This window comes from Anaeromyxobacter sp. Red801 (assembly GCF_049201065.2).
Classification (GTDB): domain Bacteria; phylum Myxococcota; class Myxococcia; order Myxococcales; family Anaeromyxobacteraceae; genus Anaeromyxobacter.
In genome coordinates this window covers 4,508,353-4,533,214 of the sequence record NZ_CM181236.1, presented here as the reverse complement: position 1 = coordinate 4,533,214, position 24,862 = coordinate 4,508,353, and the positions used below count along the sequence as shown (strand labels likewise).

Annotated in this window: 23 protein-coding genes; 5 read left to right on the top strand and 18 right to left on the bottom strand. The window is 74.6% G+C overall.

Features of this window, described 5'->3' with window-relative positions; all coding sequences use genetic code 11:
* The first annotated feature begins 50 nt into the window (after positions 1-50).
* The 3 genes from ACOQFB_RS20875 (at position 51) to ACOQFB_RS20865 (ending at position 3,980) form a co-directional block, all read left to right on the top strand.
* Complete coding sequence (locus ACOQFB_RS20875) at positions 51-1,427, top strand: M16 family metallopeptidase (protein WP_059436964.1); 1,377 nt, start codon at positions 51-53, stop codon at positions 1,425-1,427.
* Positions 1,424-2,983 (top strand): M16 family metallopeptidase, encoded by a 1,560-nt coding sequence (locus tag ACOQFB_RS20870; RefSeq protein WP_421610105.1) that lies wholly within the window; start codon positions 1,424-1,426, stop codon positions 2,981-2,983. Before ACOQFB_RS20875 ends, ACOQFB_RS20870 begins: the two co-directional genes overlap by 4 nt.
* Positions 2,984-3,050: 67 nt before the next feature.
* Positions 3,051-3,980 carry a PD-(D/E)XK nuclease family protein gene (locus tag ACOQFB_RS20865; protein WP_421610106.1) on the top strand — a complete coding sequence of 310 codons (930 nt, stop codon included), beginning with the start codon at positions 3,051-3,053 and terminating at the stop codon, positions 3,978-3,980.
* Here the strand turns inward: ACOQFB_RS20865 and ACOQFB_RS20860 are convergent.
* The 10 genes from ACOQFB_RS20860 to ACOQFB_RS20815 all read right to left on the bottom strand — a co-directional run bounded on the left by ACOQFB_RS20860 (position 3,977) and on the right by ACOQFB_RS20815 (position 16,946).
* Complete coding sequence (locus tag ACOQFB_RS20860) at positions 3,977-4,300, bottom strand: GNAT family N-acetyltransferase (protein ID WP_237757860.1); 324 nt, start codon at positions 4,298-4,300, stop codon at positions 3,977-3,979. The two genes, ACOQFB_RS20865 and ACOQFB_RS20860, sit on opposite strands and share 4 nt — an antisense overlap.
* Before the next feature lie 170 nt (positions 4,301-4,470).
* Positions 4,471-5,850 (bottom strand): sigma-54-dependent transcriptional regulator, encoded by a 1,380-nt coding sequence (locus tag ACOQFB_RS20855; protein WP_059436960.1) that lies wholly within the window; start codon positions 5,848-5,850, stop codon positions 4,471-4,473.
* Positions 5,851-5,852: 2 nt separating this feature from the next.
* The gene (locus ACOQFB_RS20850) at positions 5,853-7,349 is read right to left on the bottom strand and encodes an ATP-binding protein (protein ID WP_059436959.1); all 1,497 of its coding nucleotides are present in this window, start codon (positions 7,347-7,349) and stop codon (positions 5,853-5,855) included.
* Positions 7,346-8,272, bottom strand: coding sequence for a cytochrome c3 family protein (locus ACOQFB_RS20845; RefSeq protein WP_059436958.1), 927 nt, complete (start codon positions 8,270-8,272; stop codon positions 7,346-7,348). Before ACOQFB_RS20845 ends, ACOQFB_RS20850 begins: the two co-directional genes overlap by 4 nt.
* 114 nt (positions 8,273-8,386) lie before the next feature.
* Complete coding sequence (locus ACOQFB_RS20840; RefSeq protein ID WP_421610108.1) at positions 8,387-10,087, bottom strand: cytochrome b/b6 domain-containing protein; 1,701 nt, start codon at positions 10,085-10,087, stop codon at positions 8,387-8,389.
* A 251-nt stretch (positions 10,088-10,338) separates the two neighbouring features.
* Complete coding sequence (locus tag ACOQFB_RS20835; protein WP_059436956.1) at positions 10,339-10,647, bottom strand: hypothetical protein; 309 nt, start codon at positions 10,645-10,647, stop codon at positions 10,339-10,341.
* A 207-nt stretch (positions 10,648-10,854) separates the two neighbouring features.
* On the bottom strand, positions 10,855-12,597 hold the full coding sequence (locus ACOQFB_RS20830; RefSeq protein WP_421610109.1) for a M14 family zinc carboxypeptidase: 1,743 nt from the start codon (positions 12,595-12,597) through the stop codon (positions 10,855-10,857).
* Between the two features lie 73 nt (positions 12,598-12,670).
* A complete protein-coding gene (locus ACOQFB_RS20825) occupies positions 12,671-13,705 on the bottom strand; it encodes a rod shape-determining protein MreB (RefSeq protein WP_494492354.1) in 1,035 nt (344 codons plus the stop codon).
* Positions 13,706-13,836: 131 nt separating this feature from the next.
* Positions 13,837-14,871, bottom strand: coding sequence for a rod shape-determining protein (locus ACOQFB_RS20820; RefSeq protein WP_011419173.1), 1,035 nt, complete (start codon positions 14,869-14,871; stop codon positions 13,837-13,839).
* A gap of 50 nt (positions 14,872-14,921) precedes the next feature.
* Positions 14,922-16,946 (bottom strand): dipeptidyl-peptidase 5, encoded by a 2,025-nt coding sequence (locus ACOQFB_RS20815; RefSeq protein WP_421610112.1) that lies wholly within the window; start codon positions 16,944-16,946, stop codon positions 14,922-14,924.
* A 96-nt stretch (positions 16,947-17,042) separates the two neighbouring features.
* Between ACOQFB_RS20815 and ACOQFB_RS20810 the strand changes: the two genes are divergently transcribed.
* Complete coding sequence (locus ACOQFB_RS20810; protein ID WP_421610113.1) at positions 17,043-18,791, top strand: serine/threonine-protein kinase; 1,749 nt, start codon at positions 17,043-17,045, stop codon at positions 18,789-18,791.
* Positions 18,792-18,842: 51 nt separating this feature from the next.
* On the opposite strand, the gene rplI is transcribed toward ACOQFB_RS20810, so the two are convergent.
* The 8 genes from rplI to ispE all read right to left on the bottom strand — a co-directional run bounded on the left by rplI (position 18,843) and on the right by ispE (position 24,229).
* The gene (gene rplI, locus ACOQFB_RS20805) at positions 18,843-19,292 is read right to left on the bottom strand and encodes a 50S ribosomal protein L9 (RefSeq protein WP_059438481.1); all 450 of its coding nucleotides are present in this window, start codon (positions 19,290-19,292) and stop codon (positions 18,843-18,845) included.
* A gap of 12 nt (positions 19,293-19,304) precedes the next feature.
* Positions 19,305-19,715: a 30S ribosomal protein S18 gene (gene rpsR, locus ACOQFB_RS20800; protein ID WP_059438482.1), complete on the bottom strand. Its 411-nt coding sequence runs from the start codon at positions 19,713-19,715 to the stop codon at positions 19,305-19,307.
* A 3-nt stretch (positions 19,716-19,718) separates the two neighbouring features.
* Entirely contained in the window at positions 19,719-20,165 is a 447-nt protein-coding gene (locus ACOQFB_RS20795) for a 30S ribosomal protein S6 (RefSeq protein WP_059438483.1), read from the bottom strand.
* 105 nt (positions 20,166-20,270) lie between these two features.
* Complete coding sequence (pth, locus tag ACOQFB_RS20790) at positions 20,271-20,849, bottom strand: aminoacyl-tRNA hydrolase (protein WP_421610114.1); 579 nt, start codon at positions 20,847-20,849, stop codon at positions 20,271-20,273.
* 9 nt (positions 20,850-20,858) lie between these two features.
* Complete coding sequence (locus tag ACOQFB_RS20785; RefSeq protein WP_059438484.1) at positions 20,859-21,581, bottom strand: 50S ribosomal protein L25/general stress protein Ctc; 723 nt, start codon at positions 21,579-21,581, stop codon at positions 20,859-20,861.
* Positions 21,582-21,927: 346 nt separating this feature from the next.
* Positions 21,928-22,893 (bottom strand): ribose-phosphate pyrophosphokinase, encoded by a 966-nt coding sequence (locus ACOQFB_RS20780; RefSeq protein ID WP_421610115.1) that lies wholly within the window; start codon positions 22,891-22,893, stop codon positions 21,928-21,930.
* Between the two features lie 149 nt (positions 22,894-23,042).
* Positions 23,043-23,348: a septation regulator SpoVG gene (gene spoVG, locus ACOQFB_RS20775; protein ID WP_011419182.1), complete on the bottom strand. Its 306-nt coding sequence runs from the start codon at positions 23,346-23,348 to the stop codon at positions 23,043-23,045.
* Positions 23,288-24,229, bottom strand: a complete 942-nt coding sequence (gene ispE / locus ACOQFB_RS20770; protein ID WP_059438486.1) for a 4-(cytidine 5'-diphospho)-2-C-methyl-D-erythritol kinase — start codon at positions 24,227-24,229, stop codon at positions 23,288-23,290. Before ispE ends, spoVG begins: the two co-directional genes overlap by 61 nt.
* A gap of 150 nt (positions 24,230-24,379) precedes the next feature.
* Between ispE and ACOQFB_RS20765 the strand changes: the two genes are divergently transcribed.
* Complete coding sequence (locus ACOQFB_RS20765; protein ID WP_421610116.1) at positions 24,380-24,733, top strand: SH3 domain-containing protein; 354 nt, start codon at positions 24,380-24,382, stop codon at positions 24,731-24,733.
* The last annotated feature ends 129 nt before the right edge of the window (positions 24,734-24,862 follow it).

Below are 24,862 nucleotides of genomic sequence, written 5' to 3'. Positions count from 1 at the left end.
ACCGGGGGGCCGTGACGGGGGGCCGGTCGAGGCATATAACGCGAGGCGCCATGATCGCGAGCCCGCTCCTCGTCGCAGCGCTCCTCACCGCCGCGCCCGCCGCCGCCGCCCCACCCCCGGGCGACGCGCCGGAGATCCCCTATACCATGTTCACCCTGGGGAACGGCCTCACCGTGATCCTGCACGAGGATCACACCGCCCCGCTCGTCGGCGTCCACGTCCAGTACGACGTCGGCTCGAAGGACGAGCGGCCCGGCCGCACCGGCTTCGCCCACCTCTTCGAGCACCTCATGTTCCAGGGCAGCGCCCACCTGCCCAAGGGCGAGGCCGACCGGCTGGTGGACGCGGCCGGCGGCGAGGCGAACGGCGGCACCAGCCCGGACAGCACCGTGTACTGGGAGCAGGTGCCCTCCGGCGCGCTCGAGCAGATGCTCTTCATCGAGGCCGACCGGATGGGCTGGATGTTCCCCACGCTCACCCAGGAGAAGCTCGACAACCAGCGCGACGTGGTGCGGAACGAGCGCCGGCAGTCCTACGAGATGCAGCCGTACGGGCTCGTGTTCGAGAAGCTCCTCGCGAGCCTGTGGGATCCGCAGTTCCCCTACCACTGGCAGACCATCGGCACGCACGAGGACCTCGAGGCGGCCACGCTCGCCGACGTGAAGCAGTTCTTCGAGCGCTGGTACGGGCCGGAGAACGCGGTGCTCGCCATCGCCGGCGACATCGACCCGGCGCGGACGCGCGCGCTGGTGGAGAAGTGGTTCGGGCCCATCCCGGGCAAGGCCCGGCCCGCGCACCAGGCGCCGGATCCGAAGCCGCTCACGGCGGAGCGGCGGGTCTCCATGGACGACCGCGTGCAGCTCCCCCGGCTCTACCTCGCCTGGCAGACGCCGCGGGTGTTCGCGCCCGGCGACGCGGCGCTGGACGTGCTCTCGAGCGTGCTCTCCGACGGCAAGAGCGCGCGGCTGGTGAAGCGGCTGGTGATGGACGAGCAGATCGCGCAGGGCGTCTCGGCCGGGCAGATGAGCCAGGCGCTCGCGAGCATGTACCTCGTGGTCGCGACGCCGAAGCCGGGCGTCCCGCTGGAGCGGCTGGAGCGCGAGATCGACGAGGAGCTGGCGCGGATCGCGCGCGAGCCGCCCACGGCCGAGGAGGTGCAGCGCGCCAAGAACAAGATCGAGGCCGGCGCGGTGTTCGGCCTCGAGCCGGTGGGGGGCTTCGGCGGACGCGCCGCCTCGCTGGCCGGCTACTACGTGCGGACCGGCGACCCCGGGTACCTGGCGAAGGACCTGGCCCGCTACCGCGCCGTGACGCCCGCCGACGTGTCGGACGCGGCGCGGCGCTTCCTGCGCAAGGACGCGCGCGTGGTCCTCACCGTCCACCCCAGGCCGGCCGCCGCCGGCGCCGCCGCCGGGAGCGCCCGATGACGCGCAGCCTCCGATCCCTCGCCGTCCTCCTCGCCGCGGTCCTCGGCTGCGCCGGCTCCCGGCCGGCCCCCGCGCCGGCGGCGCCCCCCGCCACGCCGCCGCAGGCCGCCGCCGCGCCCGCCGGCCCGGATCGCGGCCAGGTGCCGGCCATCGGCGCCGCGCCCGAGCTGCACCTCCCGCAGCAGCGCCACTTCGCGCTCGCGAACGGCCTGCGGGTGCGGCTCGTCGAGCACCGGCGGCTGCCCATCGTCGCGCTCAACCTGGTGGTGCGCGCCGGCGCGGTGAACGACCCGGCGCGCCTCCCCGGCCTGGCGAGCTTCACCGCCAGCATGCTCACCGAGGGCGGCACCCGCTCCCGCACCGCCACCCGGCTCTCCGACGAGGTCGGCTTCCTGGGCGCGTCGCTCGGCGCCGGCGCCGGCCAGGACGCGGCCTCGCTCTCCGGCTCGTCGCTCTCGCGGCACCTCCCGAAGCTGCTCGACCTGTTCGCCGACGTGGCCATGAACCCGGCGTTCCGGGCGAAGGACTTCGCGCGCGTGCAGGACCAGCGCAAGGTGACGCTGCTCCAGCAGCGGGACCAGCCGGCCACCATCGCCGGCAAGGCGTTCCTGAAGGCGTACTGGGGCCCGGACCACCCCTACGGCCACTACGTGCTCGGCGACGAGGCCTCGGTGGCGGCCACCCGGCCCGCCGACCTGGCCGCGTTCCACGCGCGCTTCTGGCGCCCCGCGAACGCCGAGCTGGTGGTGGTGGGCGACGTCTCCGAGGCCGAGCTGCGGCCGCTGCTCGAGCGGACGCTCGGGAAGTGGCCGGCGGGCACCGCCGCGCCGGCCCCCCGCGCGCCCGCGCCGGCCGCGCCGCACGTCACGCTCCTGCTCGACAAGCCGGACGCGCCCCAGACGCTGGTGATGCTGGGGATGCCCGGGCTGGCGCGCGCCTCGCCGGACTACGTCGCGGCGACGGTGGCGTTCCAGGTGCTGGGCGGCGGCATGTCCTCGCGGCTGTTCCGCACGCTGCGCGAGGAGAAGGGCTACACGTACGGCATGGGCGCCGGCGCCGACGCGCGCCGCCTCGGCGGCGTGAGCATCGTGCACGGCAACGTGAAGGCGGAGGTGACCGGCGCCGCGCTGGGCGACCTCCTCGGCGAGATCCGCAAGCTGCGCGAGCAGCCGGTGGGCGAGGCGGAGCTGGCGGACGCGCGGAACGCGCTGGTCCGCTCGCTGCCGGCCGACTTCGCCACCGTGGGCGGCATCGCCGGGCGCGTCGCCGAGCTCGTCATCCACGGCCTCCCCGACGACTACTGGAACGGCTACGCCGACGCGGTCCGGAACGTCGGCCCGGCCGACGTGCAGCGCATCGCCGAGCGCTACCTCGATCCGGCGCGCTCGACGCTCGTGCTGGTGGGCACGCCGGCCGCGGTCCGGCCGCAGCTCGAGGGGCTCGCCATCGGCAAGGTCGAGGTCCGCCCGGTGCCCGGCGCCACGCCGGTGCGCGCGCCGCCGCGGAGCCCGAGGGTGCGCGCGCAGCGGCCGCCGGCCTCCTCGCCGGCTCCCTAGCCCCCCGCCCGTCAGCCCCCTCGGCTACACTCGGGCACCCGGCGGTCCCAGACCGCCGGGCCTGCCCATGGCCGATCTGCAGAACGAGTTCTCCTGGTCGAAGTCGCGCCACGAGAAGTTCGCCGAGTGCCGGCGCGCGTACTTCTACGCCTACTACGGGAGCTGGGGCGGCTGGGAGGCCGCGCACGGCACCCCGGTGCGCGAGCTGTACGTCCTGAAGAAGCTCTCCTCCCGCTGGCAGTGGGCGGGCTCGGTGGTGCACGGCGCGCTGAAGCAGATGCTCTCGGCGGCGCGGGTGAGCGGCACGTTCTGGCCGGCGGAGAAGCTGCTCGACCGCACCCGCCGCAAGGCGCGCGCCGAGTGGGCCGCCTCGCGCGACAAGTCCTACTGGCGCGAGGCCTCGCGCATCACCGGCCTCGTCGAGCACGAGTACGGGGAGCCGGTCTCCGACGCCGACTGGAAGCGGCTGTTCGAGCAGGTGGTGGACGGCGGGCTGCGCGGCTTCTACGCGAGCGAGGCGCTCGAGACCATCCGCGCCACGCCGCGCGACCGCTGGCTGTCGGTGGACGAGCTCGACGCCTGGGACTTCGAGGGCACCAAGATCTGGGTGGCGGTGGACTTCGCCTACCGCGACGCCGAGGGCCGGGTGCACATCCTCGACTGGAAGACCGGCCGCGAGCGGACGGTGGACCACACCCAGCTCGGCATCTACTCGCTGTACGCGCAGCGGAAGTGGGGCGCCGCGCCGGACGCGGTGGTGGGCGGGCTCGTCTACCTGGCCGCGCCGGAGGACGGCGGCGCCGGGCGCGTGTCGGTGGCGGTCGATCCGGCCGCGCTGTCCACCTGCCAGGACCAGATGCGCGCCTCCATCGCCGCCATGCGCGGGGCGCTCGTCGATCCGGCCCGGAACGTGGCGGTGGAGGACGCCTTCCCCCGGCCCGACGACCGGGTCGCGTGCCGGCGCTGCCCGTTCCGCCGCCCCTGCGGGCGGCTCTAGCCGGGCGCGAGCGGCCTGCGCATCCAGCGGGCCGGGAGGGCGAGGCCGCCCGGGAGCGGCGCCCTCGCGGCGCGGCCGGGGCGGAAGCCGAGCCGGGCGTAGAAGCCGATCGCGGGCCCGGCCGCGAGCACGCGCAGCGCCGGGACGCCGGCCCTCCGGGCCCGCCGCTCCACCGCGGCGACGAGCGCCGCGCCCACCCCGCGGCCGGCCGCGGAGGGCCGCACGAACACCGCGGTCAGCTCCGCCCCGCGCCAGGCGGCGTACCCCGCCACCCGGCCGCCGCGCTCCGCCACGAGGTACCGCTCGCCGCCCGCGCTCATGGCCCACAGGTGATAGAGCGGCGGGAGCGAGCCCCACGCCGCGCGCAACCGGGCCGGGAGCGCGCCGGCGGCGACGCCCCGCACCGCCGCGCGCATCGTCCGCGCGATCGCCGGGGCGTCGGCGGGCCGCGCCGCGCGGAGCCGGAGCGCGCCGGGGCGGCGGGTCGCGCTCAGGGCTTCGCGTCCTTGTCGGCGAGCCCGTGGCGCGCGAGCTTCTCGTAGAACGTGGACCGGTGCAGGCCGGAGAGCTCGGCGGCGCGCGCCACCTGTCCGCCCGCCTCGCGCAGCACGTCCTCGAGGAACCGCCGCTCCCAGGCGTCGCGGGCGCGCCGGTAGCGCCCCTCGTCGGCGCCGCCGGCCGCGTCGGCGGGCGGCGTCAGCTCCGGCGGCAGGTCGGCGAGCGTGATGGCCTCGCCGCGCGCGAGCAGCAGCCCGCGCTCGATGGCGTGCTCCAGCTCGCGGATGTTGCCGGGCCAGGCGTGGTCGAGGAGCGCCCGCATGGCCTCGGCGTCCGGCTGGAGCGGCGGGCGCGAGAGGCGCAGCGCGTGCTTCTGGACGAGGTGCTCGACGAGCAGCGGGATGTCCTCGCGGCGCTCGCGGAGCGGGGGCAGGCGCAGCGGGACCACCCGGAGCCGGAACCAGAGGTCCTCGCGGAACTTCCCCTCCTTCACGCGCCGCTGCAGGTCCTCGTTGGTGGCCGCCACCACCCGCACGTTCGCCTTGCGCGGCTTGCGGCTGCCGACCGGGATGAACTCGCCGTCCTGCAGCACGCGCAGGAGCTTCGGCTGGAGCGCCGGGGGCAAGAGGCCGATCTCGTCCAGGAACAGCGTGCCGCCCTCGGCCTCGGCGAAGAACCCGGCCCGCGGCTGGTCGGCGCCGGTGAACGCGCCCTTCTCGTGGCCGAACAGCTCGGACTCGGCCAGGTTCTCGGGGATGGCGCTCATGTTGAGCGCCACGTACGGCCCCTGCGCGCGCGAGGAGAGCGCGTGGGCGGCGCGGGCGAGCAGGTCCTTGCCGGTGCCGGACTCGCCCTCGATGAGGATGGGCACGTCGGAGGGCGCGATGCGCTCCAGCATCGAGACCAGGTCCTTCATGGCCTGCGACTTGCCCACGATGCCGTGCACGCTGAACTGGCCGGCGAGCGCCGAGCGGAGGCGGGCGTTCTCCTTCTTCACCCGCGCGTGCTCCACCGCGCGCGCCACCACCAGCTCCAGCTCCTCCGGCTCGAACGGCTTCTTCAGGTAGTCGAACGCGCCCGCCTTCATCGCCTCCACCGCGGTCTCCACGGTGGCGAACGCGGTGACGAGGATGACCGGGATCTCCGGCACCTTCGCCTGGAAGCGGCGCAGCCCCTCGATGCCGTCGATGCCGGGCATGCGCAGGTCGGTGACGATGCAGTCGAAGTCGGCGCGCTCCACCGCCGGCACCGCCTCCGCGACCGACCCGAAGTCGTAGACGTCGTAGGAGCGGGCCAGCGTGCGCTTCATCATCTGGCGCGCGCTGTCCAGGTCGTCGATGACCATCAGGCTGGGCTTCTTCGCGCTCGCCATGGCTACCCCGCGCCGCCGGCCGCGGCGCCCGCGGCGGCGCCGGCCTCGGCGGCCGGCAGGTGGACCCGGAACGTGGCGCCGGCGCCGGGCGCGCCGGCCACCTCCACCGTGCCGCCGTGCGCCTCGGCGGCCTGGCGCACGATGGCGAGGCCGAGGCCCGTCCCGGTCGCCTTGGTGGTGAAGAACGGCTCGAACACGTGCGCGGCCGCCTCGGCGTCGATGCCGGGGCCGGTGTCCTGGAACTCGACCACCAGGCCGCCCGGCTCGCGCAGCGCGCGCACGGTGAGCTTCCCGCCGCCGCGGTCCTGCATGGCCTGCACCGCGTTCACGCCCAGGTTGAGGAACGCCTGGCGCAGCAGCTCCGCGTCGGCGAGCAGCTCGGGCAGGCCGGGCTCGACCTCCACCGCGCGCTCCACCTTCGCGTGCGCCGCGGCCGGGCCGAGCACCTCCACCGCCTCGCGCAGGATGGGCTCGACCGGCTGCACCAGCGGGTGGACGGTGCGCGCCCGCGCGAACACCAGGAAGCGCTCGATGAGCCCGGCGGCCCGGGTGACCTCGCGCCGGATCGCCTCCACGTCGGAGCGGTGCGGCGAGTCGTCGGGCAGCTCGCGCGAGGTGACCGCGGCGTAGCCGCGGATGACGTTGAGCGAGTTGCCGATCTCGTGCGCGAACCCGGCGGCGATGCCGCCCAGCGTGGCCAGGCGGTCGGCGCGCAGCACCTCGCGGGTCTTCTGCGCCACGCGCTCCTCCAGCTCGGCGATGAGCCGCTGGTTCTCGGCGCGCCGCTCGTCGAGCCGGGCGGACATGTGGTTGAAGGCGCGGACGAGATCGACGAGCTCGCGGTCCTCCGGCTCCTCCAGCCGGACCCCGCGCTCCTCGGCGAGCGACTCGGCCGCGCTGGCGAGCGAGACGAGCGGCTGCGTCACCTGCCGGATGAAGATGGCCGCGAGCAGGTGGCCGAGCACGATCCAGAACGCCGCCACCGCGGCGGCGCCCCAGGCGAGGTCGCGGGCGGCGCCCACCACCTCCTCGTGCGTGAAGTCCACCCGCACCGCGCCCACCACCGCCCCGGCGCGCACGATGGGCGCGGAGGCGACGATCCCCTCCGGCCGCACCAGGCGCGAGAGCGTCTGGAGCGGCCAGTCCGCAGGCTGGAACTCGCTCGGCGGCACGCCCTCGGGGCAGGGCTGCCCGGTGCGCGACACGCACGCGAGCACCTTGCCGGCCGAGTCAACGATCCAGGCCCGGTCGAGCGGCGCCGAGGACACCAGCCGCTCGAGGAGCGCCGGCAGCGCCTCCGGGCCGCCGGGGTCGAGCCCGCCCTCGCGCACCCAGTGCGAGGCGCCGGTGGCGGTGGTCGAGGCGAGCGCCACGCCCTCGCGGAGGAGCAGCTCCTGCCCGCGCACCAGCTCGCGCCAGAGCGCCACCGCGGTCACGCCGGACATGGCGAAGATGATGACGCCCGCGATGAGCACGAACAGCTTCAGCCGCAGCGTCATCGCACGCCCCCGTCGGTCGGGAAGCTGGGCAGCGGGGCCCCCACGAACGCGTGGCAGGTCGTGCAGGCGGTGCCCTCGGCGTGCGCCTTGCCCGACGGGTGGCAGCGCAGGCAGTCGGCCTGCTCGGCGGTCCAGGTGTGCGGCTTGTGGCACTCGAGGCAGGCGCGGTGGCCGCGGTTCGCGTGCAGGCCGCCCCGGGCCATGGCGTCGGAGCCGTGGCACTCGGCGCAGGCCGCCAGCGTCTGCCCGCTGGGCCGGTGCGGGCGGTGGCAGGCGCTGCAGCTCATCTCCATGGGCGCGCCGTGGTCCGCCCCGTGCTCGTTCATGGGCGCGTGGATGCCCTGCGCGGTGTGGCAGCGCATGCAGTCGCGGCGGGTGGGGCGCAGGCCCTGCTCGCTGCCCAGGAACTCGTGGCAGGCGAAGCAGTGCAGCGCCGCCATCTTCTCCACGCCCACCGCGTGCTTCGGGTGGCACTCCTCGCACTTCTTCGCCACCGGCTCGAAGCCGTGCATGGAGGCGGCGTGGCAGCGCACGCAGGCGATGCCGCGCTCCTGGTAGTGGATCCGGTGGCCGCGCGAGTTGCCCACCTGCGGCCAGCGCGGGTCGTGGGAGAAGTGGCACTCCGCGCAGGCGCCCACCTCCACCTCGGCGTGCTTCCCCTTCGGCTTCTGGCCGGCCAGGAACGCGCGCAGCATGGCGAGGCCCTGCTCCGGCGTGGAGTGGTGGCAGCGCTGGCAGGAGACGCTCCGGTGCGTTCCGCCCATCCACAGCGCGAACTCCGGGCTGGCGCGGTGGCAGGTGGCGCAGAGGCGCGGGTCCTCGTCCACGAACTCCTTGAAGCGGAGGAACCCCGCCACCAGCCCGAGGAGCGCCAGCGCGGCGAGCCCTGCCAGGATCGTCTTCGCGTTCCTCGAGAGGCGCATGCGATCCGGCGATTCTAGCCCGTTCCGCGCGATTCCCGGAGCCTGCCGCCGGAAACGGAAGGGGCCGCACGGAATCCCGCGGCCCCCCGTCAGCTCGACCCGGCGAGCGGCCGGCTAGCCGTTCTGCTCGTCCTTGAGCCGGTCGTACTCCAGCGGATGCTCGTGCTTCATCGCCTCGATCGAGATGCGCCCGTTCAGCCAGGCCCAGTTCATCGGGAAGATCGAGGGCTTCAGGTGCACGTTGTAGAAGTGGACCGTGAAGAGGAACAGGATGGCGAGCGTCGCCTCCTCGCCGTGGATGATCTGCGCGGCGGTGATGAGCCAGCCCGGCGCCCAGCTCGCGAACCAGACCGGGAACCAGAAGATGAACCCGGTGCCGACCATCATCACGATGCCCCAGAACACGGCCCAGTAGTCGAACTTCTCCAGGTACATGTACCGGTCGAACTTCGGCCGCTCCTTCTTCACGCCCATCATGAAGAGGATGTTGTCGCGCATGTCGAGCGCGTCCTTCGGGACGGGCAGCATCGACAGCGGCAGCCGCTTCTTGGAGGCGAGGAACGTCAGGTAGAACAGGTGGTAGGCGGCCGAGATGATGATGAGGACCGCGCCCACCCGGTGCCAGGTGGCCGCGCCCTCGGCGCCGCCGAACACCTTCATGAACGCGCGCGAGTAGGTGGCCGCCTCCGCGTCGCCGGCGCCGCGCAGCGGCCAGCCGGTGATGCCGAGCAGGATGACGCCCGAGAGCATGAACCAGTGCTGGATGCGCTGGTGGAGGTCGAAGCGGATGACCGAGCGGACGGCGTCGGCGCTCGGGCCGTGGCCCGCCTTCTTCGCGAGCCGGGTGCGCAGCTCGTAGATGAAGTCCACCAGCACGTGGAACGCGAAGAACAGCAGCGTCAGCGTGGTGAGCCAGGAGAACGCCACGTGGACGATGTGCGGGATGACGCTCCCGCCGGTCTCGTGCAGCGGCTTGTGGGCCACCAGGCCGGCGAAGGTGTCGGTCGCGCCGGCGTGGCAGCGGGCGCAGGCCTGCTTCTTGTTCGCCGCGCTCACCGTGGACGCGGGGTCGGTCTTCGACACGATGGCGTGCGTGCCGCCCGCGTCGGCCGCGGCCGCGTGGCAGCTCACGCAGGTCGGCGCCGCCGCGTTGCCCACCCGCGTCAGCCGGCCGTGGATCGAGTCGTGGTAGGTGATGACCGCCTCGGGGTTGAGCCCGGCGGCCTCGGCGAACGCCTCGTTCCCGTGGCAGGCCTCGCAGCGCTTCGTCATCTCGCGGCGGTCGGCCGGCACGGGCACGCGCTTGCCGTCCTTCGGCGCGTACTCGGCGAGCTTCGCCGGGATGGAGTGCGGGGAGCCGTGGCAGGAGGCGCAGGTCGCGCCCGGCGCCTTGGTGTCCTGCGCGAGCCACTTGCCGTGGACCGACTTCGCGAACGCGTCGGCCTCGGTGGTGTGGCAGCTCTGGCAGGCGAGGTAGGCGCGCGGCGCCGTCACGCCGTGCTTCGCCTCGCCCTCGCCCCAGGCGCCCTTCGCCAGGCGCGCCACGGTGGCCTGCTCGGCGGCGGAGAGCGCGGGCAGCTCGCCCTCGTGCGGGCCCTCCTTGTAGCCGGCGTGGCAGTCGGTGCAGCCCACCTCGGCCTGGCCGTGGACCGAGCCGGGGAAGGCCTTGAAGTCGACCTCGGGCGCGCCGCCGCCCTTGTCGTGGCACATGAGGCAGGACTCGGCGTCGGCCGGCAGCGCCGGGGCGGGCTTCGCCTCCTCGGCGCGGGCGGCGGTCGAGAGGAGAAGGGCAAAGGCAAGGAGGGTGGCTCGCATAGGCGTGGTCCGCGTGTGCAACCGATGTGCCCCGGTCCCGCGCCGGGGCGATGACTCAACCCACGGAGAGGACACGGGTTTGCGTGAGGTCAAGGGACGGGATGACGCAGGGTTTGCGTGGCGCGGGGGTGCGGCGGAAAGGATCTGCGCGATGCCGCGCGCGCCCGTCCGCGCATGGCGGGATCCCCAGGGTGGGGGAAAGAGGCGGGCCCGGCCTCGCGGCCGGGCCCCGGGGTCCCCGCCCGCGAAGGTCAGCGGCTCGACTGCTCCTGGGCGACCGGGCGGCGCCCGGCGATCGTGAGGATCGCGCCCACCGCCGCGCCGGCGGCCGCGCCGGCCACCGCGAACAGCGAGGCGACGCCCACCACGCCGAGGCCCATCCCGAACACGATCAGGCCGCGGACGAGCAGGGTGGGCTGCACCGGCGTGCCGACGATCCCGCCCGCGAGCAGCAGTCCGGCGTAGCCGCCGTAGAGCAGCGCCGGGAGGAGCGCGATGGCGAGGAACAGCGCGAGGCCGATGCCGGCGCCGATGAGGGAGGGGAGCTTGTTCTGGGCCATGGCGTTCTCCTGGAGTCGCTGCGGGTTCGAGGTCCCGGGGCCGCCACCGTGGCGCGCCGCCGTCGTCCACCCGCTACTGCAGGAGCGCGGCCAGCCCCGCGCGACGCGATCTCGCGGGGTTGGCCGCAGGGCTGTCGGGAACTCCCGACCCGCTGCCGGGCGCGCCGGACGTGGACCGGCGCGGGCGGCGGCGTCGGGGCCGCGGCCTCAGGGCCGGCGCGCGGCCCGAAGCACCGGGTAGAGCCGGTAGGCCTCGTCGTAGGCCGGGTGGCGCCGGTAGAAGAACTCGAGCCGCGCGGCCGGGTCCTTCGCGAACGCCGGGTCGGCGAGCCGCCGCTCGAACTCCGCCTTCACCGCCGGATCCTTCGCGAGCAGCGCCCGCGCCCACGGGTCGAGCACGTAGTCCTCGATGTACTCCTTCTTCTCGAACGCGGTGGCGAACGCGCCCCAGGCCACGAACGCGTCGGGCCCGGCTGGATCGAGCAGCATGGCGGCGAGCGGCGCGAGCGGCTGCGCCGAGGGGATCCAGAGCCAGCCCGGGGCGAGGTCGCGCGCCTCCGGGGCCCAGGCGCCGGCGAGCGTGGTCTGGTGGCGGCCCTCGAACGACTGCGCCTTCGCCTCGACGGCGGTGGCGCGGAACGCCTCGACCGCCGCCGCGGTCCGGGGGGAGGCCATCCGCTCGAAGCGGATGCCGTGCAGCCGGAGCTTCCCGGCCACCCACCCCGCGTGCGCGGCCGGGACGATCCAGCCGCCCTCCGGCACGCGCGCCCGCCCGACCACGAGCTCGTCCACCACCGGGACGTTCCAGACCTCCGGCCGCGTCTCGTCGTAGCGCGGGACCTTCCTCCCGAGCACCGGCGAGTCCTCGCGCACGTAGGCGTAGCCCTGGAACGCGAGCGTCCGCGTGCGCGACCCGGGCGTCCAGGCGATCTCCACCTCCCGCCCTCCCGACGCCGCGCCCTCGCGGTCGGCGCGGTCGGCGGCGGCGCGCCAGCGGCCGCCCCGCTCGGCGGCGAGGTCGAGCAGCGCGCGCACGAAGTGGGCGGTGGCCTTCACCCGGTGCGGATACGGCCGCCAGGAGTGGGTCTCGAGCAGGATGCCGAAGCGGTTCCGCGCGGCCCAGTAGCCGTGGCCGAAGCGGATGGGCGCGGGGTAGGGGGCGAAGCCGGAGGCGGGATCGCCGTCCTCGCGGAGCGAAGGGTAGAAGTCGAGCGGCAGGTGGCCCGCCGCGGCGAGCCGCTCCATCAGCGCGGCCGAGAGCGCCGCGCCCTCCTCGCGCATCGCGGCCGAGTAGCCCTGGCGCGGCTCGACCATCACCGCGAGGTCGTGCTGGAACTGCGCGCCGTCGGTGACGTGGAGGTCGCCGAGGGCGATGGGGTCCCAGGCGTCCATGAGCCGGAGCACCGCCTGCGTCTCCGGCGCCTGCGCCGCGACGTAGTCGCGGTTCAGGTTCAGGTTCTGCGCGGTGGTGCGCCAGCCGGACGCCTCCGGGCCGCGCTGGTTCGGCCGGTGGTTCGGCCCGAAGCGCTCGTGCCCGTCGGCGTTCAGCACCGGCACGAACAGCGCCGTGACCTTCGCGAGCGGCCCGCCGTCCTTCGAGGCGAGCAGCTCGCGCAGCACCAGGAAGCCGGCGTCCTTGCCGTCGATCTCGGCGGCGTGGATGCCGCCCTGGAGGAGCACCACCGGCCGGCGCGCCGCCCGCGCGGCGCGGGGATCGAGCCCGCCGCCCGCGCTCGCCGCGAGCGCCACCAGCGGCCGGCCCTCGGGCGTCTCGCCGAAGGTGACGCAGCGGGCGCGCGCCGGGTGCGCGGCGGCGAGCCCGCGGCAGAGCCGGACCGCCTCGTCGTAGCGGCCGGTCTCGCGGAAGCCGGTCTGCTCGGCGGTGGTGGTGAGGTCGGCGCGGGCGGCGAGCGCGAGCGCGAGGAGCGGGGCCAGGGTGGGCGCGAGCATGGTGGGCGCAGATCCTAAGCGCCCCCCCGGCCCGCATCCACCTCCCGTGCGGCCCGGAGGGCCGCCGGGGGGATCAGCTCTGGGCGGTGACCTGGCGGAGGATGTCGAGCTCCTCGAGCGCCTTGCCCGCGCCGATGACGACGGCGGAGAGGGGGTCCTCGGCGAGGAAGACGGGGAGGCCGGTCTCCTCGCGGAGGAGGACGTCGAGGTTCTTGAGGAGGGCGCCGCCGCCGGCGAGGACGATGCCGCGGTCGGCGATGTCGCCGGCGAGCTCGGGGGGCGTGCGCTCGAGGGTGACCTTCACCGCCTCGACGACGCCGTTGACGGGCTCGGCGAGGGCCTCGCGGATCTCGGAGGAGGTGACGGTGAGGGTGCGGGGGACGCCGGCCACGAGGTCGCGGCCCTTGATGTCCATGGTCAGCTCCTCCTCGGTGGGATAGGCGGTGCCGATGCCCATCTTGATGAGCTCGGCGGTGCGCTCGCCGATGAGGAGGTTGTACTTGCGCTTGACGTGCTGGATGATCGCCTCGTCCATCTTGTCGCCGGCGACGCGGACGGAGCGCGAGTAGACGATGCCGCCGAGGGAGATGACGGCGACGTCGGAGGTGCCGCCGCCGATGTCGACGATCATGTTGCCGGAGGGCTCGGTGATGGGGAGCCCGGCGCCGATGGCGGCGGCCATGGGCTGCTCGATGAGGTAGACCTCGCGGGCGCCGGCGGACTCGGCGGCCTCGCGGACGGCGCGCTTCTCGACCTCGGTGATGCCCGACGGGATCCCGATGATGATCCGGGGCTTCACGAAGCTCTTCCGGTTGTGCGCGGTCTGGATGAAGTGCTTCAGCATCGCCGCGGTGACCTCGAAGTCGGCGATGACGCCGTCCTTCATCGGCCGGATGGCGACGATGTTGCCCGGGGTGCGCCCGAGCATCTCCTTCGCCTCCTTCCCGACGGCGAGCACGCGGCGGCTGCCGCGCCCGTCGGCCTGGACGGCCACGACGCTGGGCTCGTTGGACACGATGCCCATGCCGCGGATGTAGATGAGGGTGTTGGCGGTCCCGAGATCGATCGCGAGATCGCGCGACAGGATGTTGTGGACGAAGTTCAGCACGGTGGTTGCCTACTACAACACGGTCCGCGGCCAAACCCTTTCTGCGAGTTGCGCGCGGATCGCGGATTCGCCCACCCCCGATCGCGGGAAACGCCTCACCGGACGTGAAGGCGCCCGCCCGGCCGGGGGGATCAGCCCTGGGCGGTGACCTGGCGGAGGATGTCGAGCTCCTCGAGCGCCTTGCCCGCGCCGATGACGACGGCGGAGAGGGGGTCCTCGGCGAGGAAGACGGGGAGGCCGGTCTCCTCGCGGAGGAGGACGTCGAGGTTCTTGAGGAGGGCGCCGCCGCCGGCGAGGACGATGCCGCGGTCGGCGATGTCGCCGGCGAGCTCGGGGGGCGTGCGCTCGAGGGTGACCTTCACCGCCTCGACGACGCCGTTGACGGGCTCGGCGAGGGCCTCGCGGATCTCGGAGGAGGTGACGGTGAGGGTGCGGGGGACGCCGGCCACGAGGTCGCGGCCCTTGATGTCCATGGTCAGCTCCTCCTCGGTGGGATAGGCGGTGCCGATGCCCATCTTGATGAGCTCGGCGGTGCGCTCGCCGATGAGGAGGTTGTACTTGCGCTTGACGTGCTGGATGATCGCCTCGTCCATCTTGTCGCCGGCGACGCGGACGGAGCGCGAGTAGACGATGCCGCCGAGGGAGATGACGGCGACGTCGGAGGTGCCGCCGCCGATGTCGACGATCATGTTGCCGGAGGGCTCGGTGATGGGGAGCCCGGCGCCGATGGCGGCGGCCATGGGCTGCTCGATGAGGTAGACCTCGCGGGCGCCGGCGGACTCGGCGGCCTCGCGGACGGCGCGCTTCTCGACCTCGGTGATGCCCGACGGGATCCCGATGATGATCCGGGGCTTCACGAAGCTCTTCCGGTTGTGCGCCGCCTGGATGAAGTACTTCAGCATCGCCGCGGTGACCTCGAAGTCGGCGATGACGCCGTCCTTCATCGGCCGGATGGCGACGATGTTCCCGGGCGTGCGCCCGAGCATCTCCTTCGCCTCCTTGCCGACCGCGAGCACCTTGCGGCCGCTCCGCGACTCCTGCTGGACCGCCACCACGCTGGGCTCGTTCGAGACGATGCCCATGCCGCGGATGTAGATGAGGGTGTTGGCGGTCCCGAGGTCGATCGCGAGATCGCGGGACATCATGTTGTGAAGCCAGTCGAGCACGGCGGGTCCGGACTATAGCAGGGGGTTCGAGGGCGACAAGGTCCCGGCCATCACCGCGGCGCGCTCGCCTGCGGCGCAGGCGAATCCAGCCAGCGCCCGATCCAGCCGAGCACCTCGTCGTGGAACACCTTCGCGTTGCGCGGCTTCAGCACCCAGTGCCCCTCGTCCGGGAACACCATCAGCCGGGAGGGGATCCCGCGCCGCTGGAGCGCGGTGAACGCCGCGAACCCCTGCGTCACCGTGACGCGGAAGTCCTTCTCGCCGTGCGAGATCAGCGTCGGCGTCCGCCACTGCGCCACGAACCCGCTCGGCGACCAGCGCTCGAACGCCTCCGGCGTCTCCCACGGACGGCCCAGCTCCCATTCGGGGAACCAGAGCTCCTCGGTGTCGTAGTACGCCATGCGCAGGTCGAAGTTGCCCGCGTGCGCCACCAGGCAGCGGAACCGGTCGGTCTGGCCGTTGATCCAGTTCACCATGTACCCGCCGTAGCTCGCGCCGGCGGCGCACATCCGGCCCCCGTCGGCGGCGCCGGTGGCGACCGCGGCGTCGGTGAGCCGCATGATGTCGTCGTAGGGGGTGCCGCCCCAGTTCGCCCGGACGGCGTCGGTGTAGGCCTGGCCGAAGCCGGTGGAGCCGCGCGGGTTGGGCAGCACCACCGTCCAGCCCCGGGCCGCGTAGAGCATCGGGTTCCAGCGGAAGCTCCAGGCGTCGTTCCAGGCGCCCTGCGGGCCGCCGTGGATGAGCACCACCGCGGGATGCCGCTGGCCGTCCCGGTGGCCGGGCGGCAGCACCATCCACCCGTGCAGCGCCTGGCCGTCCTTGCCGGTGGCGGTGAGCGGGCGCACCTCGCCGAGCGCGACCCCGGCGAGCCCCTTCGCCCCGAGCGCCGTCAGCAGCCGCGGCCGGGCGCCGCGCCCGCCCGGCTCGAGCACCGCCACCTCCGGCGGCGCGGCGAGCCCGTCCACCAGCGCCGCCAGCCGGGCGCCGTCGCGCGACCAGGACACGTGGGCGAGGTTCCGCCCCCGGTACAGCTCGGTGACCTTGCCGGCGAGGTCCACCTCGTACAGGGCGTGGACGCCCTCGCTCTCGGCGGTGAACCGGAGCGCCTTGCCGCCCCGGGCCCACGCGAGATCCGCCGCCGAGCGGTCGAACCCGGCGGTGAGGTCGCGCGCGCCCGAGCCGTCGGCCGCGGCCACCATCACGTGGTAGCGGTCGGCCTCGTAGCCGGCGCGCGGCTGCGCGAGCCAGGCGAGGCGCTTGCCGTCCGGCGACGGGCGGGGCGAGCCGTCCCAGCCCGGCGCGGTGGTCACGCGGCGGGGCGTCCCGCCGGCGAGCGGGACCGCGTACACGTCGCCGTTCGTGGAGGTGGCCTCCACCGGGTCGGACACCGCGATGTAGTAGAGCGTCGTCCCGTCGGGCGAGAACGCCAGGTCGTCGCCCGAGCCGCGCTGCACCGGCGGGGCGTCGCGGTCGCCGGGGGTGAGGTCGAGGGCCGGGCCGCCGTCGAGCGGCACGCGGACGAGGTGCGTGCGCACGCGCTCGCGCCACTCGTTCCAGTGCCGGAACAGGAGCCGGGCGGCGAGGTGCGGGCGGACCTCGGCGGCCGCGTCCGCCTTCCGGTTGCAGGCCGCGTCGGCGCCGCAGGCCGGGTCCACGTCGGCGGCGACCACCAGCGCGGCGCCGTCCGGGGTGAAGCGGAGCTCGGAGACGCCGCCGGGCAGGTCCGTCACCCGCCGGGCCTCGCCGCCCTGGAGCTCGAGCACCCACGCCTGCGTGCCGCCCTTGCGGTTGGAGAGGAACGCGAGCCGGCGCCCGTCGGGCGAGAACGCCGGCGAGGTCACCCGCTCCTCGCCGAAGGTGAGGCGGCGCGCCGGGCCGCCCGCGGCGGGCACGAGGTGCAGCGCCGAGACCAGCTTCTCGCCCCCGGGCGCGGAGGTGGCGACCGTGTACGCGACGCTGGCGCCGTCCGGCGAGATGGCCGCGTCGCCCGCGCGCTCCAGGGCGAGCAGGTCGTCTACGGTGAAGGGGCGGGGGACCGATGCGAGGGCGAGCGCGACGAGCGCGGCGGTGAGCATGGGGCGGACTTTCTACCACGTCGCACCGGCGCGCGATCCCGGCGCCGCCGGGACTTTCCGGGTCCGGCGGCGCCGGGATACTCTCGCGGCGAGCGCATGCCCGGCCCCCTGGCGATCCCCGACCTCCGCGCCCCGTGCCCCGGCTGCGGACACCTCGCGGAGCCGGCCGGCGGGCCGCTGAACTTCTGCCCGCGGTGCGGTCTCGACCTGCGGGCGACCGCGCGCCGCGCGCCGCCGGCGGACCCGCTGGTCGGCCGGGTGATCGCGGACCGCTACCGGCTCGTCTCCCTGCTCGGCGAGGGCGGGATGGGCGCGGTCTACCGGGCCGAGCACGTGCAGATGGGCAAGGCGCTCGCGGTGAAGGTGCTGCGCGGCGACTTCGCCCGCGACCCGTCCGCCGGCGAGCGCTTCCGCGCCGAGGCGCGGATCGTCTCGCGCCTCTCGCACCCGCACACCATCGCGGTCTTCGACTTCGGCGAGCTGCCCGAGCGCGGGTTCTACCTCGCCATGGAGTACGTGCCCGGGCAGGACCTGGCGCGGGCGCTGCGCGAGGGCGGCGCGTTCTCCGAGGCGCGGGCGGTCGGCATCGCCCAGCAGGTGCTCGGGTCGCTGGCCGAGGCGCACGAGGCGGGCGTGGTCCACCGCGACATGAAGCCCGCCAACGTGATGCTCATGCAGGCGCGGCCGGGCGAGGACTTCGCGAAGGTGCTCGACTTCGGGATCGCGAAGCTGCGCGACGAGGCCGGGGGCGCCACCACCGGCGCGGGCGCGGTGGTGGGCACGCCGAGCTGCCTCGCGCCGGAGCAGGCCCGCGGCGGCCCGGTGGACGCGCGCGCCGACCTCTACGCCATGGGCTGCCTGCTGTACGAGCTCGTGTCCGGGCGGCCGCCGTTCACCGCGGCGAGCCCGGTGGCGGTGATCACCGCGCACCTCCACGACGCGCCGCCGCCGCTCCGGCAGGTCGCGCCGGGCGTCTCGCCCCGCCTCGCCGAGGTGGTCCACCGCGCGCTGCGCAAGGATCCCGCCGAGCGGTTCCCGAGCGCGGACGCGATGCGCGCCGCGCTCGCCGGGCCCGGGCACCCGGCCCGGCCGGCCCACCGCCCCGCGCTGCCGCGGGCCGCGGGGGAGCTGGAGCTGGCGAGCCGGGAGGACTTCCGCGACGGCCTGGAGCAGGGCGCGCTGGAGCGGCAGGTGGGCGTGCTGCGGCCGCAGCGGCTCGTCACCCCGGCCGGCGCCGCGCTGGTGGTGGCGGCGCTCGCCGCGGGGGCGGCGTGGCGCTGGGACGACCTGTACGCGGCGCTCGCCGCCCGCGCGCCCGCGATCGCGGCCGGCCTGCCGGCGGCGCTCCGCCCGGCCGCGGCCGCCTGGGTGGAGCGCGAGCCGAACGACGGCGCGGCGGAGGCGACGCCGCTCCCGCTGCTCCCGCGGCCGGACGGCGTGCCCGCCGCGGAGGTGCGCGGCGCCGTCGGCGCGCCCCGCCGGCCGGACGAGGGCGACCTCGACGTCTACCGGCTGGAGGTGCCGGAGGGCGCGGGCCGGCGCGTGCTGCGGGCGCGCTGGCACGCGGCCGGGGCGGCGCCGGAGCAGGGGATCCCGGGGCTCGCGGTGACGCTCTCGCTCAACCGGGCGCCGGCCGGGGGCGAGCGCGCGCCGCTCGTGGCCGCCGCCGGCGAGGGCGGGCCGGGCGCCGCCGAGGCGCTCTCGGCCGAGGTGGGGCCGGGCACCTACTGGCTGTCGGTCCGCGAGCGGCACGCGGAGGGCGCCGCGCCGGCGGCGCGGCCGGACGCGCCCTACGCGCTCGAGGTGGAGCTCGCCCCGCTCGCGCCGACGCCGCCGGAGAAATGAGAAGGGCCGGCGTGAGCCGGCCCTCCGGAGCTTCGGGATGGCGCCGGGCGGCTACTCCGCCTCGGCCTCCACGGTGACCTTGACCTTGCCGGCCACCTCGGAGTGCAGCTTCACCGGCACCTCGAACTCGCCCACGGTCTTGATGGGCTCGTCGAGGACGATGGAGCGGCGGTCGAGCTGCACGCCGCGGGCGGCGAGCGCCTCGGCCACGTCCAGCGCGGTGACCGAGCCGTAGAGCTTGTCCTGCTCGCCCACCTTGCGCTTCAGCGTGACCGGGGTCTCGCTGAGCCGCTTGGCGACCGCCTGGGCCGAGGCCTTCAGCTTCGCGGCCTTGGCGGCGGCGACCGCCTTCTGGTGCTCGAGCTCCTTCACGTTCTTCGGGTTCGCGGCGACCGCGAGCCCGCGCGGCAGGAGGTAGTTCCGCCCGTAGCCGGGCTTCACGTCCACCAGGTCGCCGCCCTTTCCGAGATTCTCGACGTCTTCACGGAGGATGAGCTTCATGGCGGCGCTCCTTTACATCTGCCCGACGGTGTAGGGCAGGATCGCGAGCATCCGGCCGCGCTTGATGGCGGTGGCCACCTCGCGCTGGTGCTTCGCGCAGTTCCCGCTGATGCGGCGGGGGATGATCTTGCCGCGCTCGGTGAGGAAGTACTTCATCTGGCCCTGGTCCTTGTAGTCGACCTTCAGCGTCTTGTCGGCGCAGAACCGGCAGACCTTGCGCCGGCCGAAGCCGCGCCGCCCGCCGCCCTCGTCGCCGCCGCGGTCGTCGCGGTCGCCACGGTCGCCGCGATCACCGCCGCGGCCGCCGCCGAACCCGCCACCCCCGAAGCCGCCGCCGCCGCCGCCACCACCGCCGAAGCCGCCGCCGCGAGGACCGCCGAAACCGCCACCCATCTTCGGACCACCCATGTCAGGACGCGCCATGGCTCACTCCTCCTGCCCTTCCGGCGCCTCGGCCTCGAACGGCTCCTCGACGCCCTCGGCGCGCTCCTCGCGAGGCTTCTGCTCGTCGTCGACGGCCTGGATCTTCACGTCGGCCTCGACCTGGCGGGCCTCGAAGTCCACGCCGTCGGCCAGCTTCACCGACTGGAACTTCGTGACCACGTCGATCATCTTGAGGTTGCGCTCGAGCTCGGTCACGAGCCCGGGCTTGCCGATGTACAGGCAGTGCATGTACAGGGCCTTCGCGTTCTTCGCGACCGGGAAGGCGGTCTTGCGCTTGCCCTGGTTGGTGAACCGGATCACCTTCCCGCCCTGGCGGCTCACCACCCCGCGCAGGCGCTCCTTGATCTCGTCCACCTGCTCGTCCGGCGTCTCGGCCTTGAGCAGGTAGATGGTCTCGTACTCGCGCACGAGCTGCTTCGTCTCTGCCATGTCGCTCCCCTCGGGTTCGGTAGCGGCGGTTCGCCCGCCGCGAGGAGTCGTTCCCGCCAATCCGGCCCGCCGGCCCCATGCCGGCGAATCCGGTGCTGCCTCGCTTCACTCCGCCGCGCGGGAGCGGCGGTTCACCTGGTTCATCGCCTTGGCGGCGCCCAGCTCGACCGCGAGCCGCGTCGCCTCGACCGCCTGCTCGACGCACAGGTCGAGCTCGGCATCCTCGCCCTTCGCGAACTTCCCCAGCACGTAGTCGGCCGGGTCCATCCGCGGCGGCGGGCGGCCCACGCCCACGCGCACGCGCGCGTACTCGGGGCTGCCCACGTGGGCGTTCACGCTCTTCACGCCGTTGTGCCCGCCGTGGCCGCCGCCGACCTTGAGCTGGACGCGGAACGGCTCCAGCTCCAGGTCGTCGTGTACCACCACGAGGTCGTCGAGCCCCAGCTTCCAGAACCGCAGGGCCGCGCCGACCGCCTCGCCGGAGTGGTTCATGTAGGTCTGGGGCTTCAGGATCCAGACCCGCTCCGGCCCGAGGCGGGCCTCGGCGAGCTCCGCCGCGAACTTCTTCGCGGTGAAGCTCACCCCCGCGAGCTGCGCCAGCCGATCCGCCACCACGAAGCCGACGTTGTGGCGGGTGCGGGCGTATTCCTCGCCGGGGTTGCCGAGGCCGACCACGAGCTTCAAGCGACGCCCTTACTTCTTGGCCTTGTCGCCGCCCTTGGCCTCGCCGCCCTTGGCAGGGGCAGCGCCCGCGGCCGGGGCCGCGCCGGCGGCCGGAGCCGCAGCGCCCGCGGCCGGAGCCGCGCCCTCCGCAGGAGCCGCGCCCGGGACCGCCGCAGCGACCGGCGCCGCGACCTCCTCCTTCTCGGGCACCGCGACGAAGACGACCACGTAGTCCGTCTGGAACTTGAACTTGCAGCCCTCGGGCGCCTTCAGCTCCGAGACGTGGAGCGACCGGCCGATCTTCAGCTCGGTGACGTCCACCTCGATGCGCACCGGGATCTTGTTCGGCAGCGCCTCGACCACCACCTCGTGGGCGGCGACCGAGAGGATGCCGCCGTCGGCGACGCCGGCGGCGCGGCCCACGGTGGCGACCGGCACCTCGACGCGCACCGGCTGGTCGAGGCTCACCTCGAGGAAGTCCGCGTGCAGCAGCTTCCGGGTGACCGGGTCGACCGTGTAGTCCTTGAACAGCACGTGCTTCGAGGCGCCTTCGACCTGGAGCTCGAGCAGCGTGTTGAACTTGTGGGGCGTCTCGATGGCCTTCAGCAGCGTGGCCGGGTCGAGCGCGACGTGGGTGGGCTCCCGCTTGCCGCCGTAGACGACCGCGGGGATGAGGCCCTGCTGGCGAAGCCGGCGGGCGGGACCTTTGCCCTGCTCGGTGCGCTTCTGGGCGCTGAGGACGTTCTCTGCCATTTCTTCCTCCCAATGGGCTCGCGCCTCGCTCCGGAGCGCGCGGGGGGCCGTCGCGGAAAAGCGCATGGGCCCTGGGTGGTTGTCGGAGGCCACTCGCTCGTCGAGGGGCCGTCGGGAACGCGGGGAATTAGCCGAAAACCCCCGCGCGGTCAAGGGTTCAGGATCGCGACCGCGGGCGAAGGCCAGCAGGGAGGGGCCCCGGCCGCAGGCCGGGGAGGGGTGCAACCCCTCCCCGCGGGGACCGATCGCGCGCCCGCGTAGGCGGGCGCGAGCGGTCACGGGCCCCGCGAAGCAGGAGTGGGGCCCCGACGAGCTTCGCTCGGCGGGGCGAGGGCGCAGCCCTCGTTCAGACGAACAGCGAGCTGAGCGAGTCGGCCGAGTGGATCCGGCGGATCGCTTCCGCGAGCAGCCCGGCCACCGACAGCGTCCGGATCTTCGGGCAGGCGGCGGCGGGCGGCGCGAGCTGGATCGAGTCGGTCACGACCACCTCCTCGATCGGGCTCTTCATGATCCGCTCCACCGCCGGGCCGGACAGCACCGCGTGCGTCGCGTACGCGAACACCCGCGTCGCGCCCTTGTCCACCAGCGCGTTGGCGGCCTGGGTGAGCGTGCCGGCGGTGTCGATCATGTCGTCGAGCAGCACCGCCACCTTCCCGTTCACGTCGCCGATGACGTTCATGATCTCGGCGACGTTCGGCTTGGTGCGCCGCTTGTCCACGATGCCGAGGCCGGCGCCGAGCCGCTTCGAGTAGGCGCGCGCCCGCTCGACGCCGCCCGCGTCCGGCGAGACGATGACGAGGTCCTGCGTCAGGCCGTCGAAGCGCTTGCGCATGTGCTCGAGCAGCACCGGCGCGGCGTAGAGGTGGTCGAAGGGCACGTTGAAGAAGCCCTGGATCTGCCCGGCGTGCATGTCCATCGAGACCACGCGCGTCGCGCCGGCCGCCTCGATGAGGTCGGCGATGAGCTTCGCGGTGATGGGCACGCGCGGCGCGACCTTGCGGTCCTGGCGCGCGTAGCCGTAGTAGGGCAGCACCGCGTTGATGGAGCCGGCCGACGCGCGCTTCAGCGCGTCGATCATGATGAGCAGCTCCATCAGGTTGGTGTTCGCGTCCGGCGAGGTGGACTGGATGATGAACGTGTCCAGGCCGCGGACGTTCTCGCCGATCTCGACCTGGATCTCGCCGTCGGAGAAGCGGCCGACGGTGGAGCGCGCCAGCGGGCGCCCGAGCTCCTTCGCGATGGCCTCCGCCAGCGGCCGGTTCGCGTTGCCGCAGAAGACCCGGTAGTCCGGATAGTGACCGTTGCTCGCCATGGCGCCCTGGCTCCCTTCAATCCCGCGAAGATGGAAGGCGACGCGCACGCCCGGAGGCCGTCGCCGGACGTCGGGTCGTCGAAAGGGCGCCCTTATACCGGATGGGTCCCACGCCGTCGACCGGGCGCTGCGTGAACCGCATGCGCGGCTCAGTCCTCGTGGGGATCCGTGCCGGTGGCCCGCGCCGGCGCCGCCGCGCCCTTCTTCAGCTCGCGGTCGTACTCGGCGAGGATGGTCCGCTCCATCTTCTCGCGCGTGTCCGAGTTGAGCGGGTGGGCGATGTCCTTGAACGTGCCGTCCTTGCGGCGCTTGGCCGGCATGGCGATGAACAGGCCGGTGTTGCCGTGGATCACCTTCAGATCGCGGATCACGAAGCAGTGATCGAGCGTGATCGTCACGTAGGCCTTGAGCTTCTCCTCGTTGACCGGGAAGACGCGGACCTCGGTGATCTCCATGGCGATACCCTCGGATGCCGTCGCACCGTCCGCGCGAGGAGGACCTGCACGCCCGCCGCGCCCCCCTTCGCCCTGCCCTGGATCGCTAACGCCGCCCCGCGCGCCGCGCCTCGGCCCGGGAAGATTCCGAAGACCGTCGGCCCGCTCCCCGACATTATAGCGGCCGCCGCCCCCGCCCCCACAAGCAGCCCAAGCAGCGCCTGGAGCGCGGGCTTGCGTGCCACGCAGGGCGCCTGGAGGTCGTTCCCCAGCAGGGACGGCCGCCACCGCCCCGGACGGCCCAGACGGCGGGGGGCCTGCGACCCTCCGGCGCGCGCCTCGTCCAGCCAGCGGTAGGCGTCGCCGGCCCGGATCGCGAGCGACGGGTCCTCGGGGTACACGAGCACGAGGTCGAGCGGCGGCACGTCGGCCGGGGAGAGCCGCTCGCCGCGCCCCGCCGCCCAGGCCGGCCCCGGCCCGAGGAAGAACGGCACGTCCGAGCCGATCTCGAGCGCGATCGCGGCGAGCGCCGCGGCGTCGCGCACGCGGAACGCGCGGGCGAGGCAGCGGAGCACCGCCGCCGCGTCGGACGAGCCCCCGCCCAGCCCGGCGGTCACCGGCGTCCGCTTCTCGATCCGGATCGACACCGCGCGCTCCACGCCGAAGCGGCGGCGGAACGCCTCCGCCGCGCGCGCCGCCAGGTTCGCCGGACCGTGAAGCTCCGGCCGGCCCGGCACCGTGCAGCGCACCGGGCCGCGGCGCGCGGAGACGCGCACCTCCACGCGGTCGCCGAGATCGAGCGGGACCATCAGCGTGCGGAGGTCGTGGTACCCGTCCGCGCGGACAGGGCCCACGCGCAGCACGAGGTTCACCTTGGCCGGGGCGAGCGTGACGAGGCGCACGGACAGGCCTGTACCACGGCCAGGCGCGGCGGTGCGCCGGGCCCGCGCGCCGATGCGCGTGTCACGGAGGCGCCCGCGCTTACTCTCTCTCGGCGAGGGCTCGGACCGCCACGCGCGGCCGGCGCGCCTCTTCTTCGGAGGAACACCGAAATGAACTCGACGTTCGCCCGCGCGGCGCTCTGTGCCGCGCTGCTCGCCGCGGCCGGTTGCCGCAGCGCCTTCGCTCCCGAGCCCGTGCTCAAGCTCTCCTCGGCCCCCGCCGCCGAGCACCCCGCCACCGTCGTCCAGGCCGCCGAGCTCCGCTCCGGTCCGGACGGGCTCGCCAAGGTCCTCGGGACCGTGGCGGCCGGCACCGCGGTGACCGCGTCGGACAAGCCCATCCGCGGCTTCCTGCGCGTGCGCACCGCCGACGGCAAGTCCGGCTACGTGTCGCAGGCGGCGGTGTCCGCCACCGCGGCGGCCAGCGCGCCGGCCTCCGCGCCGAGCGGCGCGGTCGCGCCGTAGCGGCGGCGTCCGCGCCGGGCGCCACGGGCGCGGGGGCACCTCGCCTCCGCGCCCGCGACGTTCCGGGTCCCCCGCGCGCTCCGCGGCGGGAGGGGCGGCGGCGCGCTAGGATGCCACCGCCCCGCGGCC

Bases quoted from the DNA above. Each gene is read 5' to 3' on its own strand.
- ACOQFB_RS20845 (WP_059436958.1), bottom strand. From the start codon at position 8,272: ATGCGCCTCTCGAGGAACGCGAAGACGATCCTGGCAGGGCTCGCCGCG.
- ACOQFB_RS20870 (WP_421610105.1), top strand. From the start codon at position 1,424: ATGACGCGCAGCCTCCGATCCCTCGCCGTCCTCCTCGCCGCGGTCCTC.
- ACOQFB_RS20810 (WP_421610113.1), top strand. From the start codon at position 17,043: ATGCCCGGCCCCCTGGCGATCCCCGACCTCCGCGCCCCGTGCCCCGGC.
- ACOQFB_RS20835 (WP_059436956.1), bottom strand. From the start codon at position 10,647: ATGGCCCAGAACAAGCTCCCCTCCCTCATCGGCGCCGGCATCGGCCTC.
- ACOQFB_RS20865 (WP_421610106.1), top strand. From the start codon at position 3,051: ATGGCCGATCTGCAGAACGAGTTCTCCTGGTCGAAGTCGCGCCACGAG.
- ACOQFB_RS20780 (WP_421610115.1), bottom strand. From the start codon at position 22,893: ATGGCGAGCAACGGTCACTATCCGGACTACCGGGTCTTCTGCGGCAAC.
- ACOQFB_RS20765 (WP_421610116.1), top strand. From the start codon at position 24,380: ATGAACTCGACGTTCGCCCGCGCGGCGCTCTGTGCCGCGCTGCTCGCC.
- rplI (WP_059438481.1), bottom strand. From the start codon at position 19,292: ATGAAGCTCATCCTCCGTGAAGACGTCGAGAATCTCGGAAAGGGCGGC.
- ACOQFB_RS20815 (WP_421610112.1), bottom strand. From the start codon at position 16,946: ATGCTCACCGCCGCGCTCGTCGCGCTCGCCCTCGCATCGGTCCCCCGC.
- ACOQFB_RS20875 (WP_059436964.1), top strand. From the start codon at position 51: ATGATCGCGAGCCCGCTCCTCGTCGCAGCGCTCCTCACCGCCGCGCCC.
- ACOQFB_RS20785 (WP_059438484.1), bottom strand. From the start codon at position 21,581: ATGGCAGAGAACGTCCTCAGCGCCCAGAAGCGCACCGAGCAGGGCAAA.
- rpsR (WP_059438482.1), bottom strand. From the start codon at position 19,715: ATGGCGCGTCCTGACATGGGTGGTCCGAAGATGGGTGGCGGTTTCGGC.
- ACOQFB_RS20860 (WP_237757860.1), bottom strand. From the start codon at position 4,300: ATGAGCGCGGGCGGCGAGCGGTACCTCGTGGCGGAGCGCGGCGGCCGG.
- ACOQFB_RS20855 (WP_059436960.1), bottom strand. From the start codon at position 5,850: ATGGCGAGCGCGAAGAAGCCCAGCCTGATGGTCATCGACGACCTGGAC.
- ACOQFB_RS20850 (WP_059436959.1), bottom strand. From the start codon at position 7,349: ATGACGCTGCGGCTGAAGCTGTTCGTGCTCATCGCGGGCGTCATCATC.
- ACOQFB_RS20830 (WP_421610109.1), bottom strand. From the start codon at position 12,597: ATGCTCGCGCCCACCCTGGCCCCGCTCCTCGCGCTCGCGCTCGCCGCC.
- ACOQFB_RS20795 (WP_059438483.1), bottom strand. From the start codon at position 20,165: ATGGCAGAGACGAAGCAGCTCGTGCGCGAGTACGAGACCATCTACCTG.
- ACOQFB_RS20840 (WP_421610108.1), bottom strand. From the start codon at position 10,087: ATGCGAGCCACCCTCCTTGCCTTTGCCCTTCTCCTCTCGACCGCCGCC.
- spoVG (WP_011419182.1), bottom strand. From the start codon at position 23,348: ATGGAGATCACCGAGGTCCGCGTCTTCCCGGTCAACGAGGAGAAGCTC.